This window comes from Sorangium sp. So ce834, assembly GCF_051521425.1.
In the GTDB taxonomy this organism is placed as follows: domain Bacteria; phylum Myxococcota_A; class Polyangia; order Polyangiales; family Polyangiaceae; genus Sorangium; species Sorangium cellulosum_D.
The window spans coordinates 3292176-3316555 of the sequence record NZ_CP150351.1 but is presented as its reverse complement, the minus strand read 5'-3'; the positions used below and the strand labels follow the sequence as shown (position 1 = coordinate 3316555).

Sequence of the window (24380 nt, the reverse complement as noted above, 5' to 3'; positions counted from 1 at the left end):
GCGCGCCGACTGTGTGGGCGTCGAAATTTCGACCAGCTCTCTTGATCTCAAAAAATCAAGAGTTACAGTCACACGACACTGTCGTCCCCCCCCGGACAATATTCCATCAACATTGGAATGTCGCCACCCGGTGCCGCCGCGCTAGGGGGTGCGCTCTGAAGCCCCGAAAATAGGCTTAAGTGCGTGTTATTGCTACGGTTTTTGGGTGCGCCATGATGAGAGGTGAGTATGGAGCAACTTGCATTGCCGGTTGAGGTGGTGGCTGCGCGAGAGGTGGACGGCTGGGAACTGGGGGTGCTCTCGGACGGCACTGCGTTCATGACCGAGAGCGGGCTAGCGGCAGCGTGTGGAGTCCACCGCAGGTCGATCGGCAGGCAGGCGACGAACTGGGAGGACGGAAGCAGGACCGGGAAGTTGGCCGACCTCTTCGAGCGCCTCGGAATCACCAGACAGAAGCTCTACATTTCGACCGTCATGAACGGGACGCCCATCAAGGCGTACCCGGACGACGTGTGCAGCGCGTTCTTGGAGTACTACGCGTTCGAGGCCGACCCTCCGACCAGTGCTGCCAAGGACCTCTTCAGAAAGCTGGCTAATGCCTCGCTGCGCATGCTCATATACCGGATGGCCGGCTATGAGCCGGCCGCTGAGGTGCCAGAGCGGTGGAGGCAATTCCACGACAGGCTGATGCTCAACCCGGTGCCGCGGGGCTATTTCAGCGTATTTCGCGAGATGGCAGACCTGACCATCAGGATGATCCACGCGGGGATGGTGATGGACTATCACACGATCCCCGACGGAAGCGTCGGAAGCTGCTGGGCGAAGCACTGGCGCAAGGCCGAACTGGCGTCGAAGTACGGCGCTCCAATAGACCATCCGCACACGTATCCTGAATATATGCCGCAGTCGGAGGCTAACGAATTCGTCACGGCAAAGGTGTACCCGTCTGCGGCCCTCGGCGAGTTTCGCGTGTGGATGGAGAGCGAATACATGCCCGAGAAGTTTCCCAAATACATCAGTGGCAAGGTGGCCAGAGGATCGCTCCCCGAGAGCACGGCAACGAAAGTGCTGGCCGTCTTCTCAGAAGCACGCGTCGAATTGCCGCCCGTCTCTGTGGCGAATGCTCCATCGAAGAGGTCCGCCTAGTCGTCGAACAGCTTCAACTGCACCATCCGGCGCGGCCCCGGCGCGGGCGGCGGCTCTGACGGCGTAGCCGCTCCGCAGAGCGCGTTCTGAAGCGTGCTTGTGGAAGGCGGCCACGTGCGTAGAGTCGCGGTGCGATGACGAAGCGACGGAGCGGGGAGGAGGGAGTCGAAGTCCCGAGCCTGACGACGGCGGTGCTGAAGCTGTCCGCGCCGCATGTCGCGTGGCAAGGCCGCGAGGACGCCCCCGCCCGCGCGAAGGGGCGCCCGCGTGGCGCGGCCGGGCAGGAGGAGCGCGCGGGATCTGCCGAGGCCACAGGCGTGCGGCGCGTAGCCGCTCCGCAGAGCGCGTTCTGAAGCGAGCTTGTGGAAGGCGGCCCCGTGCGTAGAGTCGCGGTGCGATGGCGAAGCGACGGAGCGGGGAGGAGGGAGTCGAAGTCCCGAGCCTGATGACGGCGGTGCTGAAGCTGTCCGCGCCGCATGTCGCGTGGCAAGGCCGCGAGGACGTCCCCGCCCTCGCGAAGGGGCGCCCGCGTCGCGCGGCCGGGCAGGAGGAGCGCGCGGGAGCAGCCGAGCCCGCAGGCGTGGGGCGCCGCAAGAGCGCCGCCCAGCCGTCCGCGGAGCAGGAGGGCGGACGGCGGCCGACCCGAGGCGCGGACAAGCAGCCCCGAACCGAAGCGACCCGAAGGCGCCCCGCCACGACGAGCTCGACGGCGGCCGCGCGAAGCGACGACAGCACCGGCTCGACGAGCCGACGCACCTCGGCGCGGAAAGGACGCGCGCCGGCCTCGGCCGCTCCGGACGCGACGAGCGCTGTGGGTGCGGCGGAAGCGGGCGACGCCGCGCGATCAGGGGTCGCGGAAGGCGAGCCGCGAGCCGGTGATCCGAGCCAGGTCCAGGTACTTGAGCCGCCCCTCGGCGATGAGGCGTTGTCGCGTCGCGACCCAGTTCTTGGGACTCAGGTCGAGGATGCGACTGAGCGGATAGCTCGGAGCCACGGTCAGGATCTCCTGCAAGTACAGCTCGGGGTCGAGCCCGTGCATCTGGCAGGTAGCGATGAGCGACGTGATGGCACAAGACCGGACAGCATGCTCGTCGCTGCCGTGGAACAGCCAGTTGCGCCGTCCCTTGACGACGCGGCGCAGAGCCCTCTCGCTGGCATTGTTGTGGATGGGGATCTCCCCGTTGGAGAGGAACTCGCAGAGCGCCTCCCTCTGGTTGTGCAGATAGACCAGCCCTTCGCGCAACGGCGAATGCTCCGGGACGACCTGCCGCTGCGCCTCGACCCAGGCGAAGAGCTTTTCAATCAGCGGTGCGGACTCGCGCTGCCGGATCTCGAGACGCTCGTCCGGGCTGCACAGGGCGCATTCCTCCTCGACGCGGAAGAGCGCCTGGAGGGTCTGGAGCGCGAACGCCGCCTCCTTGCCCGCCCCGGCCTTGAACGCCTTGAAGAAGCGCCTTCGTGCATGGCTCCAGCAGCCGGCCTCGCGCGCCTTGCCCGGCCCGAACAGCACGTTGTGGTTGGCCGAGGCATCGGCCACGAGCGTCCCCTGGTAGCCGCCGAAGAGCTTCGCGACGGCCGGGCCGTCGTACGTCGGTGTATAGCGAAACAGCACCCCATCGCCCGGCGCGACCAGGACGAAGACATGCCCATAGCGGTGCTTGTCCTTGGCCCGGATGGCGGTGCCCGTCGCATCCATGGCGAACCACGACCTCGAGAGCGCGTCGCTCCAGATGGCATCGGCGATGCGCATCGCGATGCCGCCGCAATCGTACTGCCAGCGTGTCATGTTGCCGCGGCCGATGCGGAAGCCGTGGCGCTCCGACTCCACCTCTTGCCGGTAGTAGGGCGTGTGGTAGTCGAGCTTGTGGACGAACAGGTGGGCCAAGAGGCTCGGATCGGCAAGGCACCTGTCGAGCGGGCGCTCCGGCAGCGCGGCGATCTTCACCGGTCCGCCGCTGTCCTCCGCAGCGTCCGATTCGGGCGTGTAGCGTACGAGGACGCCGTCGACGAAGGGGCTTTGCTTGAAGGACGTGTCCGCGGGGATCCCCAAGAGCTCGTGCTCCTGCACCACGAGCGGCTCGCCGCGCTCGTGATTCAAGACTGGCCCGGCGGCTGGCGAAGGAGCCGGCTCCGCTCCAGCTCCGCTGCTCGCCGCCGGTGTCTCCACCTTGGCCACGTACTTGGGGCGACGCGTGACGATCTCGATGAGGCCGCCACGCCGGTAGCCGAGCGCCGAGCTGTCTTCGACGCCCACACGCTCGAAGCGCTCGATGCCTTTGAGCAGCACCTCCGGCGGCAGCGACTCGATGATCACCCTCGGAATGACACCGATGCGACGGCGCCCATGCTCGTGGCGCTGGACAGGCTTGCCACCTCCGGGATCCGAGCCGGAGGAGGACTCTGCCGTCGCCGCGCGCTCCGGCGGGCTCGCGGGGCCCGGCGGCTGGATGCTGCCGTCGCTCGGGTCCGCATCGGGCGAGGCGCTGTGGGTCTCGGCCTGCGACGAAGTCGGAGCCGGACAGGCATCTGGCTCCCCGGCCAGCGAAAGCCGCAGCTGGTCAGGCGAGACCTGCTCGGAGACGTGGCGCCGGAACCCGATCTCCAGGGTCCGAATCGTCTCCCGCAGCTGTTGATTGTACGCCTTGAGCGACTCGACACTGCGAGCGAGCTCTTGGGCCTGCTGCTCCGCCGTCGAGAGCTTGGCCAGCCTCGCCTCGAGCTCCTGCACCCGCCGGAGCAGCGCGTCGACCACCGACGCGGGGTCGGCGGGGCTGCCCTGTCCTTGTCCCCTGGCCTGGAGATAGCCGAGCACGAGCGCCGCGCCGTCAAGGCGCTCTGTCTCCGCCGACTGCGGCAGCTCGGTCTCACCGGGGCGTGTCGTCGAGGTCAAGGCGCGCCATGGATGCCCCCTGCGCTTGCTCTTGACAAGTACCTTACGTAGAGAAAATTCGCTGCTCCTGGTGAGAATTTCTCGTCGAAGACGGGAATGCGAAACAGCCATGGTGCGCCATCGGCGCCGCGCTCTCGCGAGGTCTTCGGGACGATGCAGCGCGCGTCCTGCTCCATCTCCGCATCGGGCTGCGTCGGCCGCCATCGGGCCGCGCTGGCGCCGGCAGCGCGGTAAACGAGCGCCGGCGCAGACGCCTCAGTGGACCACCCGGCGGCGGTTTGCCAGCTCTTCTATAGGCAGGCCGGCGAGCAACTGCGCGAAGTCCTGTGCTGACAGCTCGATACACTTGCCATCGGCCTCGGTGAACGAGGGCAGAGCAAATGCACCCTTCGAGAGACGTTTGTACAGGATTGTATACCCATTGCGGTCCCACCAAAGTGCCTTCAGCCGGTTGCGCTTTTTATTGAGAAACAAGAACAACGCACCACTGGCCGGGTCCAGGCAGAGCACCTGCCGGGTGGTCGCGGCGAGCCGGTCGAACGCACCTCGCAAGTCCACCGGACCGACCGCCAGGTAGACGGCTATCGTCGCGGGGGTCACCGTCCCCTCCGCAGCGCGTCGATCGCTTCCACGAGGTCGCGCGCGCTGATCCCACATACCTGCATCCGCGTCCCATCGGTAAATGCGACGTTGAGCCGCAAAGGTGGCGCCTCTCGGCGCTCCGGGCGCACCACGACGGGTAGGAACGGAACATGCTGAGCCGCCTTGGGGGCTGTTGGCAACGAACCCTCGTCTGCGCGCTCACCGTCAGCCACCCATCGGTCGGCAGTCATCTTGTGGACACCGAGCTCCGTGGCGATCTGGGTCGGCGTCGCCCCCGCCCGGGAACGCTCCCTGGCGTACGCCTCGGCTCGCTCCCGCAGCTCGCTCGGGTACTTCCCACGGCTCTTCTGCTCTCGATACCTCGACAGCTCTGCACGCAGCTGCACCAGCTCCCTGCTTCCTGGCATCGTACGCTCCTCTTCGCTCGGCGAGGGCACGGCCCTCATCTGACGTCGCGTAGCGTGCAACCGAATCTGGCCAGGGAAAAGACGCGGTCTGCGGAGCGGCTACCTAGGGAAAAGACGCGGTCCGCGGAGCGGCTACCTCGGGGAGCTTCATCGCCTGGTCGAGGAGTTCTTCGGCCAGGAGACTCATGGCCAGCAGCGTAGCAGATGCGGCGGCGCAGAGCGGAGGGACGTCCGACCTGAGGGTGCTCGTGGGCACGGCGCTCGTGGGCAGGGCCATCGGGGAAACCGTCCGCCTCCCTTACCGGGGAACAGCGGAGTAACGGCCGTCCGGGATGAGGGCGGCGGTTCGGACGAGACCACCTACCCCCGCGAAATCCTTCAGCACCCCCGGCAAGAATTGAACTTGCGACCTTCGGTTTAGGAAGGCCAAGCACTTCTGAAGCATATCAAGAGGTTAATCGGCTTCGTGGGCTGATCTTGGGCTTGTCTCGGCGCGGCGTCGGGGCGCTGGAAGCGATCGCCGCCGGCGGTCCTGGCGCCTGGCGCGTCGTGCAGGAGCTCCTCGTCGACCTGATCCGGACGGGCGACACGTTGGGGGACACCATCGCGGCTGAGAACGAGCAGGTTACGTCTGTTAGAAAATGAACAGCTCGACTTGAGCCAGGTTGAGATCTCGTAACGGCACTGTAAAGTTGGCCAAAGTAGTGCAGCCCGCGGGTGCGCCAACACCCCGGGCTGCGTGGCCGAACCCCGCCTGAACGAGGTCCGACAAGTGGAACGTCTATCTCGACGCCCCGAACGGGGCCAAGGAACCCGTCTGCCTGCTGATCGCCCGTCGCCTCCAGCCGAGGACGACGGGTCGTCAACGCCCGGCTGCGCGTGCCCGCCGAGCCGCGGGAGCGACGGGTGAAGAAGCGGCGGAGGGGGGCCAAGCGGCCGCCCACCGCGCCAACAACACCGCCGACCGAGGTCAAGCCCGAGGCGATCCTAGCCGAGAGCAGGAGGTTACGCGCCCTCCTGGCCCGGTGCGGCGTGCCCGCTCGCGACCTCGACGACGTGCTCCAGGAGTGCCTCATCGGCGCCATCGTGGCAGCGCGTGAGGGCCGGTACAGGCCAGGTCACTCGACGAACCCGGCGAACGCGCTGCGGCGCTGGCTCGTAGGGATCGCGATCCACCAGGCCGGGAAGTACCACGAGAGTAGCCGCTCCGCAGAGCGCGTTCTGAAGCGTGCTTGTGGAAGGCGGCCACGTGCGTAGAGTCGCGGTGCGATGACGAAGCGACGGAGCGGGGAGGAGGGAGTCGAAGTCCCGAGCCTGACGACGGCGGTGCTGAAGCTGTCCGCGCCGCATGTCGCGTGGCAAGGCCGCGAGGACGCCCCCGCCCGCGCGAAGGGGCGCCCGCGTGGCGCGGCCGGGCAGGAGGAGCGCGCGGGATCTGCCGAGGCCACAGGCGTGCGGCGCCGCAAGAGCGCCGCCCAGCCGTCCGCGGACGAGGTGGGCGAACGGCGGCCGACCCGAGGCGCGGACAAGCAGCGCCGAAGCGAAGCGACCCGAAGGCGCCCCGCGAAGACGAGCTCGACGGTGGCGGGACGAAGCGACGACAGCACCGGCTCGACGAGCCGACGCACCTCGGCGCGGACGCGGAAAGGACGCGCGCCTGACTCGGCCGCTCCGGACGCGACGAGCGCTGTGGGCGCGACGGAAGCGGACGACGCGGCGCGATCAGCGGTCGCGGAAGGCGAGCCGCGAGCCGGTGATCCGAGCCAGGTCCAGGTACTTGAGCCGCCCCTCGGCGATGAGGCGTTGTCGCGTCGCGACCCAGTTGTTGGGACTCAGGTCGAGGATGCGACTGAGCGGATAGCTGGGAGCCACGGTCAGGATCTCCTGCAAGTACAGCTCGGGGTCGAGCCCGTGCATCTGGCAGGTCGCGATGAGCGACGTGATGGCACACGCCCGGACAGCATGCTCGTCGCTGCCGTGGAAGAGCCAGTTGCGCCGCCCCTTGACGACGCGGCGCAGAGCCCTCTCACTGGCATTGTTGTGGATGGGGATCTCCCCGTTGGAGAGGAACTCGCAGAGCGCCTCCCTCTGGTTGTGCAGGTAGACCAGCCCTTCGCGCAACGGCGAATGCTCCGGGACGACCTGCCGCTGCGCCTCGACCCAGGCGAAGAGCTTCTCAATCAGCGGTGCGGACTCGCGCTGCCGGAGCTCGAGACGCTCGTCCGGGCTGCACAGGGCGCATTCCTCCTCGACGCGGAAGAGCGCCTGGAGGGTCTGGAGCGCGAACGCCGCCTCCTTGCCCGCCCCGGCCTTGAACGCCTTGAAGAAGCGCCTTCGTGCATGGCTCCAGCAGCCGGCCTCGCGCGCCTTGCCCGGCCCGAACAGCACGTTGTGGTTGGCCGAGGCATCGGCGACCAGCGTCCCCTGGTAGCCGCCGAAGAGCTTCGCGACGGTGGGGCCGTCGTACGTCGGTGTGTAGCGAAACAGCACCCCATCGCCCGGCGCGACCAGGACGAAGACATGCCCATAGCGGTGCTTGTCCTTGGCCCGGATGGCGGTGCCCGTCGCATCCATGGCGAACCACGACCGCGAGAGCGCGTTGCTCCACATGGCATCGGCGATGCGCATCGCGATGCCACCGCAATCGTACTGCCAGCGTGCCATGTTGCCGCGGCCGATGCGGAAGCCGTGGCGATCCGACTCCACCTCTTGCCGGTAGTAGGGCATGTGGTAGTCGAGCTTGTGGACGAACAGGTGGGCCAAGAGGCTCGGGTCAGCAAGGCACCTGTCGATCGGGCGCTCCGGCAGCGCGGCGATCTTCACCGGTCCGCCGCTGTCCTCCGCAGCATCCGACTCGGGCGTGTAGCGTACGAGGACGCCGTCGACGAAGGGGCTTTGCTTGAAGCCCGTGTCCGCGGGGATCCCCAGAAGCTCGTGCTCTCGCACGACCAGCGGCTCGTCCAGCTCGTGCGTGAAGGCCGGTCCACCGGCTGGCGAAGGAGCCGGCTCCTCTTCAGCTCCGCTGCTCGCCGCCGGTGCCTCCGCCTTGGCCACGTACTTGGGGCGACGCGTGACGATCTCGATGGGGCCGCCACGCCGGTAGCCGATGACCGAGCTGTCTTCGGCGCCCACACGCTCGAAGCGCTCGATGCCTTTGAGCAGCACCTCCGGCGGCAGCGACTCGATGACCACCCTCGGGATGACACCGATGCGACGGCGCCCGTGCTCGTGGCGCTTGGCTCGCTTGCCACCTCCGGGATCCGAGCCGGAGGAGGACTCTGCCGCCGCCACGCGCTCCGGCGCGCTCGCGGGGCCCGGCGGCTGGATGCTGCCGTCGCTCGGGTCCGCATCGGGCGAGGCGCAGTGCTCGGTCTGCGACGAAGCTGGAGCCGGACAGGCGCCTGGCGCGCCGGCCAGCGAAAGCCGCAGCTGGTCAGGCGAGACCTGCTCGGAGACGTGTCGCCGGAACCCGATCTCCAAGGTCCGAATCGTCTCCTGCAGCTGTTGATTGTACGCCTTGAGCGACTCGACAGTGCGAGCGAGCTCTTGGGCCTGCTGCTCCGCCGTCGAGAGCTCGGCCAGCCTCGCCTCGAGCTCCTGCACCCGCCGGAGCAGCGCGTCGACCGCCGACCCGGGGTCGGCGGGGCTCCCCTGGGCTTGTCCCCTGGCCTGGAGGTAGCCGAGCACGAGCGCCGCACCGTCAAGGCGCTCTGGCTCCGCCGACTGCGGCAGCGCGGTCTCACCGGATCGTGTCGTCGAGGTCAAGGCGCGCCATGGATGCCCCCTCCGCTTGCCCTTGACAAGTACCTTATGCAGCCGACTTGTCGCTACTTTCGATGAGAATCTCTCGCCGAAGACGGGAATGCAGGGCAGTCGTGGTGCGCCATCGGCGCCGCGCTCCCGCGAGGTCTTCGGGCGCGATGCAGCTCGCGCCCTGCTCCATCTCCGCATCCGGCTGCGCCGGCCGCCATCGGGCCGCGCTGGCGCCGGCAGCGTGGTGAACGAGCGCCGGCGCAGACGCCTCAGTGGACCAGCCGGCGGCGGCTTGCCAGCTCTTCCACGGGTAGACCGGCGAGCAGCTGCGCGAAGTCCTGTGCTGACAGCTCGATACACTTGCCGTCGGCCTCGGTGAACGAGGGCAGAGCAAACGCACCCTTCGAGAGACGCTTATACAGAATCGTATATCCGTTGCGGTCCCACCAAAGTGCTTTTAGCCGGTTGCGCCTCCTGTTGAGGAACAAGAACAGCGCGCCACTGGCCGGGTCCAGGCACAGCACCTGCCGGGTGATCGCGGCGAGCCGGTCGAATGCGCCACGCAAGTCCACTGGACCGACCGCCAGATAGACGGCTATCGTCGCGGGGGTCACCGTCCCCTCCGCAGCGCTTCGATCGCATCCACGAGGTCGCGCGCGCCTATCCCACATACCTGCATCCGCGTCCCATCGGCAAATGCGACGTTGAGCCGCACAGGCGGCGCTTCTCGGCGCTCCGGGCGCACCACGACGGGGAGAAACGGAACATGCTGAGCCGCATGGGTGGCTCTTGGCAACGCACCCTCCTCTGCGCGCTCACCGCCAGCTACCCATCGGTCGACGGTCATCTTGTGGACACCGAGCTCCGTGGCGATCTCGGTCGGCGTCGCCCCCGCGAGGGAACGCTCCTTGGCGTACGCCTCGGCTCGCTCCCGCAGCTCGCTCGGGTACTTCCCACGGCTCTTCTGCTCTCGATACCTCGACATCTCTGCACGCAGCTGCACCAGCTCCCTGCTTCCTGGCATCGCTCGCTCCTCTTCGCTCGGCGAGGGCGCGGCCCTCATCAGACGTCGCGTAGCGTGCAACCGAAGCTGGCTAGGGAAAAGACGCGGTCCGCGGAGCGGCTACCCACGAGAAGGCGTACCGCCGCAGGGAGATCGCCGTCGCGGATACGCTGCCACTCGTCGCAGGCCAGGAGCCCTCTCCCCACGGTCCAGTCGAGGCTCGCTCCGCTCTGGAAGTGCTGCAGCTGGTACACCCCCGAGAGCGCGCGGTGCTCGTCCTCGTCGGGACCGGCGAGGCCGTGACGGAGGTTGCCCGCGTCCTGGGAATGCCCGTCGGAACCGCCTCCTCACGGCTCCGCCGGGGCCGCAAGCGCTTCGCTGCCGTGCTCGCGCGCTCGCGTCGATGACGCCGAGCCTCGTCGGGCGTGGACCACGGGTGCTCGCCATTTCAGTGAACCCGCGAAGCGCCCAGTGGCAACGGCGTGATCGATTGCCAGCGCTCGAAGCCGTTCAGGTCCTTTGTTCGTTTCTCGTCGAGAACCGCGGCCGCGAGAGTCTCGTACAGTGCGGCTTCGTCCTTACTCAGCTTGCTCCTAACAACTTCTAGCACCGCGTCAAAGGACCAACGTCCCCGCCTGTATCCGTACTCAAACAACGTCTTTAGCCGCCCCAGTGAACCAGTATCGTCGGAACCAGCGCAGCGCTCGATCACGCCTGCGTAGAGCAAGATCTCACCAGTAATTGGGTTGACGCTCCAGTTGTTAAGCAGCAAGGCGCGCTCAACAAGACCCTCACACTCACTCAACCTACCCTGAGACACAAGAAATCCGATGTAATTAGCATGTAGATTTGCGTTATCAGGCTCAAGCTCAAGCGCATGCCGGTAAAGCGTCTCAGCCTCATCGATATTCTTTCGCTCCAAGTACAAGAGCCGCGCAAGTCGATCGAGCACCACCACGTCGTCAGGCTTGAGCTCAACCGCCTTCCGAAACAAACTTTCAGCCTCGCCAACGCCTCTTTTTGAATCCTGCAACAAGCTCGCGTAGTCACTTAGAGCGCTCACGTTTTCAGGCTCAAGCTCGAGTGCACGCCGGTAAAGCTTCTCGGCCCCACCAATGTCCTTTCGCTCCAAGTACAAGAACTGCGCAAACCGAACGAGCGCCACCACGTCATCGGGCTTAAGTTCAACCGCTTTCCGAAAAAGCACTTCAGCCTCGTCAACGTCTCGTTTTGAATCCTGCAACAAATCCGCATAGCCACTTAGAGCGCTCACGTCTTCAGGCTCAAGCTCGAGCGCGCGCCGGTAAAGCTTCTCGGCCTCCGCTGCGTTTTTTTGCACTCGGAACATGAAGTACGCACAGGCACTAAGGATGCTTGCATTGTCCGAGCCAAATTCAAGCGCGCGCCGGTAGAGCGCCTCGGCTTTCTCAACATCTCTCCTCTCCGACTGCACAAAGATTGCGTACTGCGCAAGAACAGCAGCGTTACGGGGATCCAACTCGGTTGCTCGACAAAATATGTCTTCGGCGTCGCTCGATTTTCTTTGGGATTTGTACAAAAAAGTCGCGTAGCTTGCGAGCAGGGGCGCGCTGTTTGGTTTGAGTTCTAGCGCGCGCCGGTAGAGCCTCTCAGCCTCCTCGACGTTCTTTCGCTCTTGTCGCATCAGGGACGCGTAGCTCAGGAGCACCTCTACGCTGTCTGGCTTGAGTTCCAGCGCGCGCCGGTAGAGCCTCTCAGCCTCTTCGATGTTCTTTCGCTCTTGCCGCATCAGGGACGCGTAGTTCAGGAGCACGTCCACGTCGTCTGGCTTGAGTTCTAGCGCGCGCCGGTAGAGCCTCTCAGCCTCTTCGATGTTCTTTCGCTCTTGCCGCATCAGGGACGCGTAGCTCAGGAGCACCTCTACGCTGTCTGGCTTGAGCTCTAGCGCACGCCGGTAGAGCCTTTCAGCTTCAGCTGCGTTCCTACGCTCTCGTCGCATGAATTTGGCGTAACGCACGAGTAGGCCTACGTTGTCCGGATCGACGTCGAGCGCACGCCGGTACAGCATCTCAGCGTCGACCAAATTCTTCCTAACAAATTGCATAAAATTCGCGCAGTTGCTAAGAAGTCTCACATTGGTTGGCTCGACGTCGAGCGCACGTCGGTACAACCTCTCAGCCTCCTCATCGTTCTTCCGCTCTCGTTGCATGAAGATCGCATATTTAGTAAGCACATCTACGTCATCTGGATCGATAGCGAGTGCACGTCGGTACAGCTCCTCGGCCTCGCCTGGACTCTTTTTCACTATGTGGATAAATGGAGCAAACTCTCCCAGGATGCCCACGTCGTCAGGAGCAATGCCGAGTGCGCATCGGTAGAGCCTCTCAGCTTCGGCCGCGTTGTGCCGCTCTCGGTTCATAAAGGCAGCGTAGTTACGGTACAGCTCGGCGCACTCAGGGTACTCCTGAATTCCGTCTCTATAGGCCTTGTCTGTCTCATCGACGTTCACCGCTGTCCTTGCCTTGAGCTCCCAAGTCCACCAACCGACGTTCGCGCGCGTGTACGCGGACGACAAGGCGGGAATTAGATCTGGACATTCAATTGGATTGAGCTGCAGGATGCGATTCCAGTATTTCTCTTCACGCAGCTTAGCTCGCTCTCCCAGCACCTGGTCCAATGGCTCGATGTTCATCTTCGCGCCGATAAGGAGCATCAGCACGTCAAAATCCGGCACTGGAACTAGCACGCCACGATGCTGGGCTACGACTTCGCGAATCCTATCGCTGGGCGTACTCTTCTCGTAGTAGCACCAGATCATTTGACCTTTGATCTCACCTGGCTCGAGCGAGCCGAGGAGGTTCATGAGACTGTCGTCGTTCCCACCGTACCCGATCACGATCGGAGTGTAGTACACAAACAGCTCTCTCAGCGTCGCCGCCCAGGACTCATGAAGCCGTCTCATGCTTCTAGGGTCATTTTTGGGCCCTAGAAGCAGGTCTCGGTGGATTTTGCAAACAAGCGGTCGGCGCACAGCCGCGCGAACAAACGCCGCAAGGGATTCGTGGCCGACGACAAGCGGGTACGAAGTTGTATAAATGGCCAGGGCGTCTGCAACCAGGTTGTCAAAATTGGTAGTAATTACAACCTTGTGCCTCGTGTCTTCCATGGTTTTGGCGAGGATCGAGTACCCCGGACTCGGTTCAACCCCGATCATCAAGTCTTCCAAACATGCGTACCCCTCCTCCGGATTGTTGCGGAAGCGACGTTCGTACACGCGCGGGTAAAAAGAAGCTGCGTCCGAGTAGTTAAATTTATCAATGCCGAGTCGCTCCGCTGTTGCCCAGTCTCTAAGCGACGAACCGCTTCGATCGAGACGCTCGTGAAGCTCACGCAACCATCGCTCGACCAGCTCGCCGCCGGTAGGAATCCCGGAAGGCTTCGACGCACCCGCGCCCAGAACCCACGCGAACGCGTGGTCCTTCATCTTGGTGTGAACGAAGTCAAAGTGGCTCAGAAAGCCTTTTTGGGTCCACGTTTCCGGAGCGTTGCTCATCTACGATCCTCCACGAGCCGTACGCTACCAGGTCTAGCCGGGCACGGGAACCGCTCGTCCGTAGTGCGCCGTCCGGCTACCGGGGGGGTGCCGAGCTCTCCGAACGGGACCGGGGGCGGCGCACTGCATCAACTTGGCCGTGCTCTTTGCAAGCGGCGTGCCGGCGTGCGACCGCGCGGAACTCGGCTTGTGCGTGCTGCTCGGCGTCGTTTGCGCCGACTCGGACCGGTTACGTCGCGGGCCCTAGAGGAGGCACAGCATACTGGAAGCGGATGGGCGTCAGGTGCTCGTCCGCAGGTTTCCACCCCTGCACGACACGGAGCGTCCCGCCACTCGCGACCGGCATACCATCCACTCGGGTGACCTCGATCCAACGCACGACGAAGAGATCGGTCCGCCAGCCGGTTCCGCGAGCGTTCTCGACCTCGCCGCTGGTAAGCTCAATCGTTTCGCCGGCCGACTGAGTGCCTTTCACTTCGACACGTACCTCGAGTTCGCCGCACGTGCACCGGAAGTCGAACGGCTCCGTTGTCGCTGTGTTCTCGACGTTGAAACCTCGCTCGCGGTAGTACTCCTCCGCAAGCGTCATCGCGCGAGCCTCTACGGCGCGTCGTACCGCGGGATCGACCTCGCGCCCCTGTCCGCGCGCGCGATGTACCGAGGCGGACGAGCGGGCCCCCTTCTCGGTCTCCTCCCCGTCGCCGAGATCTACAGGGGGGGCGTCGTCCTCCAGCGGGGCGGAGCCGCCGTTGGGGCGCCAGAGCCGCGCGTACTCGGCGTTGAGGCGGGGAACGTCTAGGGTCTTTGATGCCGCGTCGAAGAACGCGGCCCAAACGTTGCGGTCCGTCTCGCCGGCCCCCGAGAATCCTGTCCGCACGTCTCGCGGATCGATGTGCCTGAAGTTCATCACCTTGTTATAGACGCCGGTGACCGCGCGACCGATCCGCAGTGCTACCTCGGCGACGGGTGTGCCGGGAAGTCGAGAGACCTCGCCGCCGTACGTCTGTGCGTACGCCCAGAGCCCTGCGACAGACTCCGCCTCGTTCCAGTCGCGCCCCGTGTTCCTCCAGAGCGCCTCGATACGGCGCGCGTGTTCGGGGCTGACTTGGTAGTTCGTTTCGCTCGCCATCTTGAGGATCCGCAGGCCCGCAAGCACAGGATCGCTGACGAGCCACTCCCGTCGCACGATCTCTTTCGGGTTCGTTGCGTGCCGTTCGATGCGGATCGGGGTGCGCAGCTCCTCGTCTCTCGTTCGTGGTGTGCGCCAGAACGGAGCCCCGGCTGCGTCGCTCGGTTGCACCCGTGGCGGCTCGAGGACGTAGCCGGCAGCGACGATACCGGCGGGGTCTTTCCCTTCACCTTGCGACCGCCAGATGAAGACGCGGTCTCCAGTCGCGATCCGAGCGGCAAAGTGCCGCTGCCGAACTAACCAGACGATGACAGGGGCGGCGCGGAGGTAACCGTCGACATCGAAAGTGCGAGGGTTGCCTTGGAATATCCAGGTAGCCATCTGGGGGGGAAATCTACGCGATCACCGGCGCAGTGCACCACCATCCCGACGTCACTAGCGGGCGGCGAAGTGCGGACGTGTGACCAAGGGGAAGGAGTCCGCCTCCGACGCGGGTCCGAGCGCATCCGCCCGGACTCCGGAAGTGGCGGTGAGGTCCTACTGCCCAGCCTTGCGCGCGTGGAGTAACGGCACGATGTCGATCACGCGCGCACGCCGCCGCAGGACGAGGCACGGCGGCGCGTCCGACACCGGCCAGTCGAACTCGAGGAACACGTCATCGTCGTCGCGTGCCCAGCCCAGCAGCAGCTCCGCGTACCAGAAGCAGAGCCCGTAGTACTTGAGGACGGTCACCTCCGGCAGGTGGCGCCGGTAAACGCCGAGCCGGTTCGCTTGGCCGATGAGTTTCTCGATTCGGTCTCGCACGGCGCGGAACTCCGCCAGCAGAGCGCGCTGGCCGGGGGTGGGTGCGGTCGGAAGAGACGGGGTTGCCTTGGCGCTTCCTTGGCGCCGGGACGTATGGGTCGTCATACCTACGAAATCGCAAGGACACCTACACGTGGGCCACACTCCGCAACAATTCGACGCGCAAAGCAGGATTCCGTCGCCCGAGAGGAGAGAAGTCTGACGCGCGTAAGCGCAATGCTCGGCCACGAGTCAATGCCAGCGGCTCGCAGGCGTGCGCCTTCCGTGCGTCGTGGCGCTGCGGAGCGTGGCGCCGTGCCGTGGGGTTGGGTAAGACGTGACCGGCGCGACAGCCGTCGCAGCGCTACGGCCGTCGCGCTCCTGGCCGGCGCCGCTGTGCCGGTTCCTGCCTCTTCAACGCGGCCGCTCGCTTCCGCGGCTTCTGCCGTTTCGTCTGCACCTGCACCCGCGCATTGATGCGCGACGCAGCCCGGAACACCCGGTCCAGCAGCGTCGGAGGATCAGCGCGTCGAACATGAGCCGCATCCTGACCGGGTCCACCGGTCACCTCTTGCGGCGCGACGGGGCGCGTTTCTTCTGCACCGTCTTGGGCTTCCTCGTCGCGAGGAGGCGCTTCATCTCCCGCAGCTCGTGCTCCAGGGCGGACTCCGCCCGCGCCGGGCGGCAGACGTACGTCATCCCCCGCGCCGCCCGCGCCTGGGCGTCGTCGCCCGCACCTTCCGCCCGGTCCGCTTCTTCGCCGGCCTCGGCACCGCGGGGGCCGCGCGCGCGGTTCGGGTGCGCACCTTCGCGCGCGCGCAGTCGGCGCCACCTCGACGGCCTTCCGCGCGTTCGCCTTCCGCGCGGCCCTCCGCTTCGGCGCTGTTCTCCGCTTCGGCGCGCCTCGGCCTCGCCTTGGTCGTCGTCGCGCGCTCCGCCGAGTTCCTCGGCACCACCGGCCGCCCTGCAAGCGCCCTGCTCCCCGCAAGCACCAGCCCGCGGCCCGGCGCCCCAGGCGTTCCCGTCGGCAGTAGCAGCGGCGCCGGGCGCCCGGGCGGCAGGCGGAACGGCCGCGCCGGGAGCTCGTTCACCTCGGCCTACACCACGATCGTGCGCCCGCGCCCTCTTTTGCCCTTGTTGCCCTTGCGGCGGCGCTTCCCCCCTCCCCCCACGTCGAACATCGGGAACTGCTCCTGCCATGACGCCTCCTCGGCTCAGCTGACCTCTTCGAACCAGGGCCGCACGAGGGCGGCCCACACCTTCGGCGCGAGCTCGGTGGCGTGCCCCGCGTGGCTGTAGCGGGCGCCGTAGTCGAGCAGGTGCACCCCGCCGCCTGCCCAGCGGCGCTCAGCCGCGGGCAGGCCCGCCAGGGCGCCCTCCTCCACGCGCACCCGGCTCCCGAGCTCGCGCGCGACCGCGGCCAAGGTCTGCGCCCCGGTCGGGTGCTGCTTGTTCGGCGCGCTGCCCGCCGCACGAGAACGCGGATCTGCTGCTCGGCGCTCCACGTGCGCACAGCCCACGCGCGCTCGGGCGTGTCGAGCCCCGTCGGGCGGTGTGACGGCGCTGGTCGTCGACTCCTCGTAGCTGGTCTCCGACGGGGAACTGCTTTAGGCTCGAAGAATGAGCAACCTGGTCAGGTTCCCACACGACCAAGCACTCGTCGAGCACGTGGCGACGTGCACCGCGCGCATTTTCACGGAACAGAAGGAGTCTGGAGCCAACCCGCCATCCCCGCCAACATCAGCACAGATCTCCCAGATCCTGTCGCTCGCATTCCTGGGCAGCCTTGAGCGCGAGGAAGGCAGAAAGGTCACATTCACTCTATTCCTAATTGAGGAAGGCGACTTCCTTGACTACGAGTTCGATACCCCTCTAACACTCACTCCAAAGATGCTTGCCAGATTGTCTGCGGCCATGGACCCATCGCGCACCTATATCGGCATAAGGCCGACGCAGAACGGACTCAAAATCGCAGGAATCCATTATTTCGGCCAAGGTCGCCCCAGCCATCTCGTCGTTCGAGCCCTCGATCCCGGCGTGCTTGTAACCCGCTACTACACCAGGCTAATACTTACGTACCGACGCGGCGAGGCAGCTCTCTACCCAGGGGTTTTCGATTTGACACAAGACGTAGAACGAGCGCTGTCACCATCATTCTCATCCTATATCAACGATCCTTCAAAGGCCCAAATCGGGATGTGCTTTACGCGCATCGCCGAACACATGGTACGCATGGGCCATGGAGGAGCTCTCCTTGTGCTACCACACGAACTAGATTGGAAGAGTCACACAACAAGCCACATCCTTGCCCCAAAGAGACCCACAGCACGCGTACGTGTCTCCGATTCGGAAAACACCAGAGCATACATCACCAATGAGGATATAACCACCACAATAATGAAACCAACACTCGGCGACCAAGCAGCCGAACCACGCCTACAATCCGCGCTCGAGTCAATCGCTCATCTCACTGGAACAGACGGCATGACCGTCATGACACCAGACCTAACAGTACTTTGCTTCGGAGCGTTCTTCAAAACAGACCAGTCACATTACAAAATTCGGGTCGAATATATTGACCCGTACAGCGGCACCAACAGCCATCCTGAATCAGGTGAGATCGCAGATGTGGGTGGCGCCAGACATCAGTCTGCCGCCATAGCCTGCAACAGATTTCCTGGTTCGACAGCGGTCGTCGCGTCTCATGACGGAGCTCTCTCGAGCATGCGATGGGACGAGGAGCGCCAGGCAGTTCGTGTTCACCGCCACTTGGAGCTGACCTTGGATCTGTGAGGCGCGACGGCGCGCGAGCTCAACTTGGGGGGCGCCGAGCTCGCGGAGCTTGACGTCGAGAGCAGGCTCTACTGTTCGGACTTGCGGGCACGTAGAAACGGCGCGACGTAGATCGCGCGCGCTCGCCGGCGCAGTTCTCGAGGCGCGGCGGCGCCTCCGGGACGGGCCAGTCGATTTCTAGGAAAGCGTCGTCATCTTCGACCGGCTCGGAGCGATGAGCGCGTCGAACATGAGCCGCGTCCTGACCGGGTCCACCGGTCACCTCTTGCGGCGCGACGGCGTACGCTTTTTCTGCGACCTCTTGGACTTCCTCGTCGTGAGGAGGCGCTTCACCTCCCGCATCTCGCGCTCGAGGGCGGACTCTGCCCGCGCCGGGCGGCAGACGTACGTCGTGCCTCGCGCCACCCGCCGCCCGCGCTTGGGCGTCGTCGCGCGCGGCTTCCGCCGGGCCCGCTTCGTCGCCGGTTTCGGCGCCGCGGGGACCGCGCGTGCGGTTCGGGTGCGCACTCTCGCGGCGCGCGCCGCCGGCGCCACCTCGACGGCCTTCCGCGTGGTCGCCTTCCGCGCGGCGCCCCGCTTCGGTGGCGTGCTCCGCTTCGGCGTGCGCCTCGGCCTCGCCCTAGTCGTCGTCGGGTGCCCCGCCGAGCTCCTCGGCACCACCGGCCGCCCGACAAGCGGCCTGCTCCCCACGAGCGCCATCCCGCGACCTGGCGCCCCAGGCGTTCCCGCCGGCAGGAGCATCGGCGCCGGGCGCCCGGGCGGCAGACGGAATGGCCGCGCCGGGAGCTCGTTCACCTCGGCCTGCACCACGATCGTCCGCCCGCGCCCTCCCTTGCCCTTGCCCTTGCGGCGGCGCTTCCCTCCCCCCACATCGAACATCGGTAACTGTGCCATGACGCCTCCTCGGCTCAGCTGACCCCTTCGAACCAGGGCCGCACCAGGGCGGCCCACACCTTCGGCGCGAGCTCGGTGGCGTGCGCCGCGTGGCTGTAGCGGGCGCCGTAGTCGAGCAGGTGCACCCCGCCGCCTGCCCAGCGGCGCTCGGGCGCGGGCAGGCCCGCCAGGGCGCCCTCCTCCACACTCACCCGGCTCCCGAGCTCGCGCGCGACCGCGGCCAACGTCTGCGCCCCGGTCGGGTGCTGCTTGTTCGGCGCGCTGCTCGCCGTGGCCACGAACAGCCGCCCGCCCCCCGCTGTCTCGGCCGCGTAGTCCACAAGCGACCCGATCGGCGCCGCGAGCGCCCGCGCGCGGTCGGTCCACTCCGTCGTGTAGGTCGCGTCCGCGAGCACCACGGCCGCGACCTCGGCTCGATCACGTGGGTCGGCGAGTAGACGCTTGACGATGTGCCCCCCAGCCGAGAAGGCCGCGAGCACGAGTGGTCCCGGCGGCAGCCTGAGCGCGCGCCGGCAACCCGGGAGGCGCCTCCCGTCGCCGTCCAGCCAGCTGTCCGCGATCTGGCTGCACGAGGGCGACCCGTCGCCGGTACAGGCCCGGTGTATTACGGGCTCGCCGGCGAGCCAGGCGCCCGCGACCTGCGCCGCGCTCACGGGGCCGAGCCATACGACGGCGACCGGGCGCGGCCGCGCGTCGACGGAGCTCGTCCGGCCGGGCGGCGCGTTCCCGCTCGGCGTGTCCTGGCCCCGGCGCTTCGCGACGAAGGTACCGACCACGCCCGTCGCGAACGCGACCCCGCCCACGGCGACCGCGACCCGGTGGCGTGCGAGCTGGTGCGCTGCCGCCGGCGAGACGCCCAAGGCGCGGAAGCGACGGGCCCAGGTCTCCAGTGCCCGCGCCTCGCGGGTCGCGCGCGGCGGAGGCAGCGGCGCAAAGCGCGTCACCGCGGCCTCCGCTTGCGCCGCGTGCCCTCGGTCAGCCGGTGCACGCCGTAAAGAACGAGCCCGCCAGCTGCCGCCCCGGCGCCGAGCTGCACGGCTCGCGGCAGCCCGTGGAAGGCCCGGACCGCCCCCTGCGCCATCTCGGGGAGGGTGTTCGAGCCGATGACCGACGGCGGCAGCCCCACGGCCGTTGCGGCGCGGTCGACCGCCGCGGCGCTCTTCAGCGGCCCCGTCGCCTCCTCGATGTCCGGGGGGCGCACCTGCGGCCCGCCACCCGCGTAGCCCTTCTCGCGCGCGTAGCTCTCGGCCACCTGGAGGTCGGCCGACATGGCCGCGAGCGCGCTCGTGTCCTCGTCGCCGGTCTCCCACTTCGCCGAGAACTCCCGCCACACGTCGAGCTGGCGGCGCACGTTCGGCAGCTTGTCCCCCACGCCCCAAGCGATCAGCGCGTCCCAGCGCCGCCGCAGCTCGGCGTAGGTCTCCTTCGCCTTCTGCGAGACCCACCACGCGCCCACGTCAATGTCGTCGTCGTCGTTGCTCATCGCAGCACCTCCACGAGCCACGGCGGCAACGCGCCGCCGAGAAGCAGTTCCGAGCCCCGCGCGAGCTCGTCCACCAGGTCGATTTCCTCGCCGTCCCGCGTCGCTTTGCGGTGCACCGGCGCCCAGAGCTGCGACCAGTCCTTGTGCGCGTCGTCGTGCATGCGGCCCGGCAGCTGCCACACGGCGCCGTGCTCTCGCCGCAGGCCGTAGCTCACCGCCTCGCGTTCCCTGAGCCCTGGCTCGAGGATCCACTCCTTCCTGGGGCCGTCGAGCAGCACGGCGGACTTCGGCCCGATCCGCTTGCTCCACTCGCGCGCCTGCGCCTCTAGCGTCGGGTAGCGGTCGAGCAACGCAGGTAAACCAGGGGGGCGAGCGGGGCGAGCCCCCCCGGCGCACCGCCGCCCGCCAGCGGGCGTCGCAGATCGCGCGCGTGGGCGGGAGGAGATCCTTTCGCCTGCGTGAACAGTGCACGCCAAGTTGACGCATCCGAACCAGCTGGCTTTGAGCTGCAAGGCTGCTATACTTCGCCGCCCGAGAGACGCGATATGGGAACCCACGTCATCAGTAAGGTCGTCGCTGTTAGGAATGCCGTGGATTACCTGGAATGGCAGGTCCGACTCGCGACTGACTTTTTCGGAACCAAACAGGATCGCGCATATGCCCTGTACTGGGAGGGCAGAGCCAGCTTCTCGCGTGACCCTATTGCATCCAGCTTGATCTCCGCCCCGGGCTATCCTCCGATGTTCCTGCCAGCTCGGTGGACCAATCGTGAGCGGGCCGGGCGGATGATGACGCCGAGCGAAGTTGTGTTTGAGTTCGTCACCGATCTACCAGGCGATGCCTTCGATCGCATTGAACGCTTCCGCGATTCCGGAAGACTATACGCTCGCATCGAGGGCCAACTCGCCGTGGTACGTAAGGAGGGTTACCGCGCCTCTACCCAGCCGTTTCATGACCTTGCTGCAGTAATGTGGGGCGACCGAGTGCCCGCCGCCGATATCCGAACCGAGCCTTTCGAATTGACGCGGGATACCTGGTGTCAGCAGATCCTGGCCGTCATCAGACCTCCGGGCCGCTACGTCGTCGAAGTCGCCACTCCAACGGGCTCCCCTGTCGACGAGACCGCGAAACGCGCATTGGATCACCTCGCGGCGGCCCAGCGGGCCTTCAGCGAAGGCCACTACTCGGAAGTCGCCCGTGTCTGCTACCGTGCCCTCGATGAGTTAAACCAGTTCGGACAGAAGGTCGATGAGCGCTACGGGAAGTTCGGCCGTGATCGGATATTGGAACAGGTCAAAACGATAAAGTCACTCTGCAACCCTGAGCGCCACGGCAGCCAACCGCATCATGACGGGTTGGAGGTCGATCGCATTCTGGCCCAGCACGTTCTCGCGACAACCTCGTCGCTCGCGGGAGTGGTGCTCCGATAGCCAGGGGAGCCTGTGGAGAGCGCGGGCTGAATTGTTCCAACACCACGGCAGCGCCATCCCTGGTGCGGCAAAGCCCGCCCGCGAGCTGCGCTACAGCGCAGCCAGGTGCCAGGCGCGGCGCTCCACTACCTGCACCTCATCGCGCGTGACCGGCTGGCGAGCTCGTCAGCGGTTCGCCCATGAGTCCACGGCGCTCTGCTACCGCTCCCTCACGCCCACCTCCCCAAGTCGGCGCTGCCGATTCAGTCCGTCGGGCGCAGGCGTTCTCGAGGTCTCGGCGCCATCTGCCCGCGGCCACCCACCTATCTGGTACGGAGCCAAGATCCTGAAGGATCTCGAGCACCCCCGGCAAGAATTGAACTTGCGACCTTCGGTTTAGGAAACCGCTGCTCTATCCACTGAGCTACGGGGGCAGGGGCAACAGCCGCTACGGGGGCGGGACCCTGGCACACCTCGCCTCGCGTTTCAAGCCCGATCCCCTGCCGCCTCGCCGTTCAGTCCGCCCTTCCGCTTCCTCTCCGCCCCGTCCCGCCGCTCGTCCGCCGTCCTCCCCTCCCCGCCCCGACCTCCCCGCCCCTCGCTCACGCCCACGGCCCTCCCCAGAGCGCCGCCCCGATCGCCAGCGCGATCCCACCCCGCGCCAGCCCTGCCCGCAGCGCCCCCGCCGCGCGCTCCCGGCTCCCCCGCACCACCCGGGCGATCTGCGGCGCCCCCCGGTAGGCGTGGGTCGGCCGCACCACCTCGACCCGCACCTCGTCCCCGAGGCCGAAGTCGACCCTCTCCCCCGCCCCCACCCCAATCCCCGCCCCGCCCTCTCTCGCCTCCTCCGCCCCGACCAGCCTCCGCGGCAGCCGCAGTGTCAGCACCTTCGCCAGAGCCACGGCGTCGACCACGAACACCGCCGCTGCCACCGCGAGCCCGATCGCCGCCACCGCGCGCCCCACCTCGGGCGCCGCCGGCCTCCCGAAGAGCGCCGGCGCCGCCAGCGCCGCCGTCGCGATCACCGCCGCCGTCGCCGACCACACCGCGCGCCGATCCGCCTGCGCCACGATGGAGCCTGCGCGCGCCCTCCCGACGCGGTTCGCCGCGAGCAGCACCACCGCGAGCGCCGGAACGAACGGCAGCGAGAACACGGCGCCGAACGGCGCGCCGACGATCATCCCCGCCGGCCCCAGCACGAGCCCGACGGTCATGCCGTTGACGACGCCGGCCACCACGATGGCCCACAGCGCGAGCAGGCTCGCCACGATCGGCCCCCGCCGGGTCCACCGCCCCGGTCCGTCCGCCCACCCCGGTCCGTCCGCCCACCCCAGTCCGTCCGCCCACCCCGCGCCCGCGCCCGGCGCCGCCGCGCCGGCGCTCCCCACGCCTCCGATCCGGCTCGTCAGGTAGTGGCCCAGGAGCCCCGCGACGACCGGCGTCACGCCCGCGAGCAGGTAATGGAGCGAGCGGTCCGGGAGATGGAAGCTGTCTGCGGTGAGCCAGCCGCCCACGAGCCCGATCGCCCCGAAGGGGAGCACGAGCGACACAGGAGCATCAGGCGACACGGAATCGGACGTTGAACGCGGCATCTTGAAACCTCCGGCTCGTTCGTTCCCCTTCGACGCGCTTGCCCTCGAGCAGCTTCCAGCAGGCTGGCTCGCCGCCCGACCTTCCATCTTCTCATCCCCGCGCTCCGCGCGCACTGCGCCTGCGCCTTCGCGCCACGCCGCCCGCGTCGCGTGACCCCATGGCCCCCTCGGCTCCCCGCGCCGACCGCTCGCCGCTCCCTCCTCCCTGCGCGTCGGCCCCCCCCGTTCCGCACAGGCACGCCGCACGCCGCCGGCACGCGATCAGCCCGCGTCCAGCCGCGGCACCTGCGGCTCCGGGTAGTGGCTGAGCGCCACCAGGTTCCCCTCGGGATCGCGCGCGTACATCGTGTAGGCGCTCTCCCGCTCGACGGCCACGCCCGCCGCGGCCAGCCGGCGGCGCCACGCCTCGCGCTCGGACGGGGCGATCCCCAGCGCGACGCAGTGCCAGCCCGGCGCCTCGTCCGAGCGCGTCGGCCCGGCGACCGCCGCCCGCTCCACGGCCAGGAAGGCGCCGCCCCCGAGCCCGAGCCACACCGACCGCGGCGCTCCGGCCTCGTCCGTCCAGCGCCGCACCACCGGCAGCCCGAGGACGCCCGCATAGAACGCCTCCGCCCGCTCCAGTTCGCGCACGACCACGGCCAGGTGATGGACCGACAGCGACGGCAGCGTCTCACCCATGCAGCCCCGTCATCTCAGCGCCTTTCTCGCGGCGCCGCACCGAAAAACCGCACGAAACCCGCGCGTCACGCGCCCCCGCCGGCCCGAGCGCCCGAGCGAGCTGGCTTGCCCCGGCAACACACCTCGTCTATGGTCCCGCTCGCGGACGTTCCGCCCGGGGAGTCGCACAGTCCGGTAGTGCACGAGCTTTGGGTGCTCGTTGTCGCGGGTTCAAATCCCGCCTCCCCGACCCTCTCCGACGATCCCATCCCCTGTCGCGATCCCGACGAGCCCCTTGCCAGAGCG

The 24380-nt window shown here is 67.2% G+C and carries 20 protein-coding genes and 2 tRNA genes; 5 read left to right on the top strand and 17 right to left on the bottom strand.

Annotated elements, in window-relative coordinates:
- The first annotated feature begins 228 nt into the window (after positions 1-228).
- The gene (locus WMF20_RS12005; protein ID WP_437613361.1) at positions 229-1146 is read left to right on the top strand and encodes a hypothetical protein; all 918 of its coding nucleotides are present in this window, start codon (positions 229-231) and stop codon (positions 1144-1146) included.
- A gap of 844 nt (positions 1147-1990) precedes the next feature.
- On the opposite strand, the gene tnpC (WMF20_RS12000) is transcribed toward WMF20_RS12005, so the two are convergent.
- The 6 genes from tnpC (WMF20_RS12000) to WMF20_RS11975 form a co-directional block, all read right to left on the bottom strand.
- Complete coding sequence (tnpC, locus tag WMF20_RS12000) at positions 1991-4036, bottom strand: IS66 family transposase (protein WP_437613359.1); 2046 nt, start codon at positions 4034-4036, stop codon at positions 1991-1993.
- A gap of 255 nt (positions 4037-4291) precedes the next feature.
- Complete coding sequence (gene tnpB, locus WMF20_RS11995) at positions 4292-4636, bottom strand: IS66 family insertion sequence element accessory protein TnpB (protein ID WP_437613357.1); 345 nt, start codon at positions 4634-4636, stop codon at positions 4292-4294.
- The gene (locus tag WMF20_RS11990; protein WP_437613355.1) at positions 4633-5046 is read right to left on the bottom strand and encodes a helix-turn-helix domain-containing protein; all 414 of its coding nucleotides are present in this window, start codon (positions 5044-5046) and stop codon (positions 4633-4635) included. Before WMF20_RS11990 ends, tnpB (WMF20_RS11995) begins: the two co-directional genes overlap by 4 nt.
- A 1722-nt stretch (positions 5047-6768) precedes the next feature.
- Positions 6769-8811, bottom strand: coding sequence for an IS66 family transposase (gene tnpC, locus WMF20_RS11985; protein WP_437613353.1), 2043 nt, complete (start codon positions 8809-8811; stop codon positions 6769-6771).
- A gap of 257 nt (positions 8812-9068) precedes the next feature.
- On the bottom strand, positions 9069-9413 hold the full coding sequence (tnpB, locus tag WMF20_RS11980; protein ID WP_165374362.1) for an IS66 family insertion sequence element accessory protein TnpB: 345 nt from the start codon (positions 9411-9413) through the stop codon (positions 9069-9071).
- Positions 9410-9823, bottom strand: coding sequence for a helix-turn-helix domain-containing protein (locus WMF20_RS11975; protein WP_129575099.1), 414 nt, complete (start codon positions 9821-9823; stop codon positions 9410-9412). The genes tnpB (WMF20_RS11980) and WMF20_RS11975 overlap by 4 nt, the downstream gene beginning before the upstream one ends.
- Positions 9824-10038: 215 nt before the next feature.
- On the opposite strand from WMF20_RS11975, the gene WMF20_RS11970 reads away from it, so the two are divergent.
- Positions 10039-10209 carry a sigma factor-like helix-turn-helix DNA-binding protein gene (locus WMF20_RS11970; RefSeq protein WP_437613351.1) on the top strand — a complete coding sequence of 57 codons (171 nt, stop codon included), beginning with the start codon at positions 10039-10041 and terminating at the stop codon, positions 10207-10209.
- A 41-nt stretch (positions 10210-10250) separates the two neighbouring features.
- Here the strand turns inward: WMF20_RS11970 and WMF20_RS11965 are convergent, their stop codons facing one another.
- The 5 genes from WMF20_RS11965 to WMF20_RS11945 form a co-directional block, all read right to left on the bottom strand.
- Positions 10251-13334 carry a tetratricopeptide repeat protein gene (locus WMF20_RS11965; RefSeq protein ID WP_437613349.1) on the bottom strand — a complete coding sequence of 1028 codons (3084 nt, stop codon included), beginning with the start codon at positions 13332-13334 and terminating at the stop codon, positions 10251-10253.
- 229 nt (positions 13335-13563) lie between these two features.
- A complete protein-coding gene (locus WMF20_RS11960) occupies positions 13564-14844 on the bottom strand; it encodes an EVE domain-containing protein (RefSeq protein ID WP_437613347.1) in 1281 nt (426 codons plus the stop codon).
- Between the two features lie 156 nt (positions 14845-15000).
- The gene (locus WMF20_RS11955) at positions 15001-15267 is read right to left on the bottom strand and encodes a hypothetical protein (RefSeq protein ID WP_437613345.1); all 267 of its coding nucleotides are present in this window, start codon (positions 15265-15267) and stop codon (positions 15001-15003) included.
- A gap of 543 nt (positions 15268-15810) precedes the next feature.
- Positions 15811-15945, bottom strand: a complete 135-nt coding sequence (locus WMF20_RS11950; protein WP_437613343.1) for a hypothetical protein — start codon at positions 15943-15945, stop codon at positions 15811-15813.
- Between the two features lie 515 nt (positions 15946-16460).
- A complete protein-coding gene (locus WMF20_RS11945; protein WP_437613341.1) occupies positions 16461-16751 on the bottom strand; it encodes a hypothetical protein in 291 nt (96 codons plus the stop codon).
- A gap of 115 nt (positions 16752-16866) precedes the next feature.
- On the opposite strand from WMF20_RS11945, the gene WMF20_RS11940 reads away from it, so the two are divergent.
- Entirely contained in the window at positions 16867-18039 is a 1173-nt protein-coding gene (locus WMF20_RS11940; RefSeq protein WP_437613339.1) for a putative sensor domain DACNV-containing protein, read from the top strand.
- A 908-nt stretch (positions 18040-18947) separates the two neighbouring features.
- Here the strand turns inward: WMF20_RS11940 and WMF20_RS11935 are convergent.
- From WMF20_RS11935 to WMF20_RS11925, 3 genes are all read right to left on the bottom strand, one after another.
- A complete protein-coding gene (locus WMF20_RS11935; protein ID WP_437613337.1) occupies positions 18948-19331 on the bottom strand; it encodes a hypothetical protein in 384 nt (127 codons plus the stop codon).
- 542 nt (positions 19332-19873) lie between these two features.
- Positions 19874-20416, bottom strand: coding sequence for a hypothetical protein (locus WMF20_RS11930; protein WP_437613335.1), 543 nt, complete (start codon positions 20414-20416; stop codon positions 19874-19876).
- Positions 20413-20766, bottom strand: coding sequence for a hypothetical protein (locus WMF20_RS11925; protein ID WP_437613333.1), 354 nt, complete (start codon positions 20764-20766; stop codon positions 20413-20415). The genes WMF20_RS11930 and WMF20_RS11925 overlap by 4 nt, the downstream gene beginning before the upstream one ends.
- Positions 20767-21006: 240 nt before the next feature.
- Between WMF20_RS11925 and WMF20_RS11920 the strand changes: the two genes are divergently transcribed.
- Positions 21007-21846, top strand: a complete 840-nt coding sequence (locus WMF20_RS11920) for a hypothetical protein (protein ID WP_437613331.1) — start codon at positions 21007-21009, stop codon at positions 21844-21846.
- 340 nt (positions 21847-22186) lie between these two features.
- Here WMF20_RS11920 and WMF20_RS11915 read toward each other — a convergent pair.
- From WMF20_RS11915 to WMF20_RS11905, 3 genes are all read right to left on the bottom strand, one after another.
- Positions 22187-22259: transfer RNA gene (locus WMF20_RS11915), tRNA-Arg, on the bottom strand.
- A 168-nt stretch (positions 22260-22427) separates the two neighbouring features.
- Positions 22428-23375, bottom strand: a complete 948-nt coding sequence (locus WMF20_RS11910; RefSeq protein ID WP_437613329.1) for a hypothetical protein — start codon at positions 23373-23375, stop codon at positions 22428-22430.
- Positions 23376-23678: 303 nt separating this feature from the next.
- Positions 23679-24095 carry a VOC family protein gene (locus tag WMF20_RS11905; protein ID WP_129574462.1) on the bottom strand — a complete coding sequence of 139 codons (417 nt, stop codon included), beginning with the start codon at positions 24093-24095 and terminating at the stop codon, positions 23679-23681.
- 155 nt (positions 24096-24250) lie between these two features.
- On the opposite strand from WMF20_RS11905, the gene WMF20_RS11900 reads away from it, so the two are divergent.
- Positions 24251-24324: transfer RNA gene (locus WMF20_RS11900), tRNA-Pro, on the top strand.
- Positions 24325-24380 lie beyond the last annotated feature (56 nt).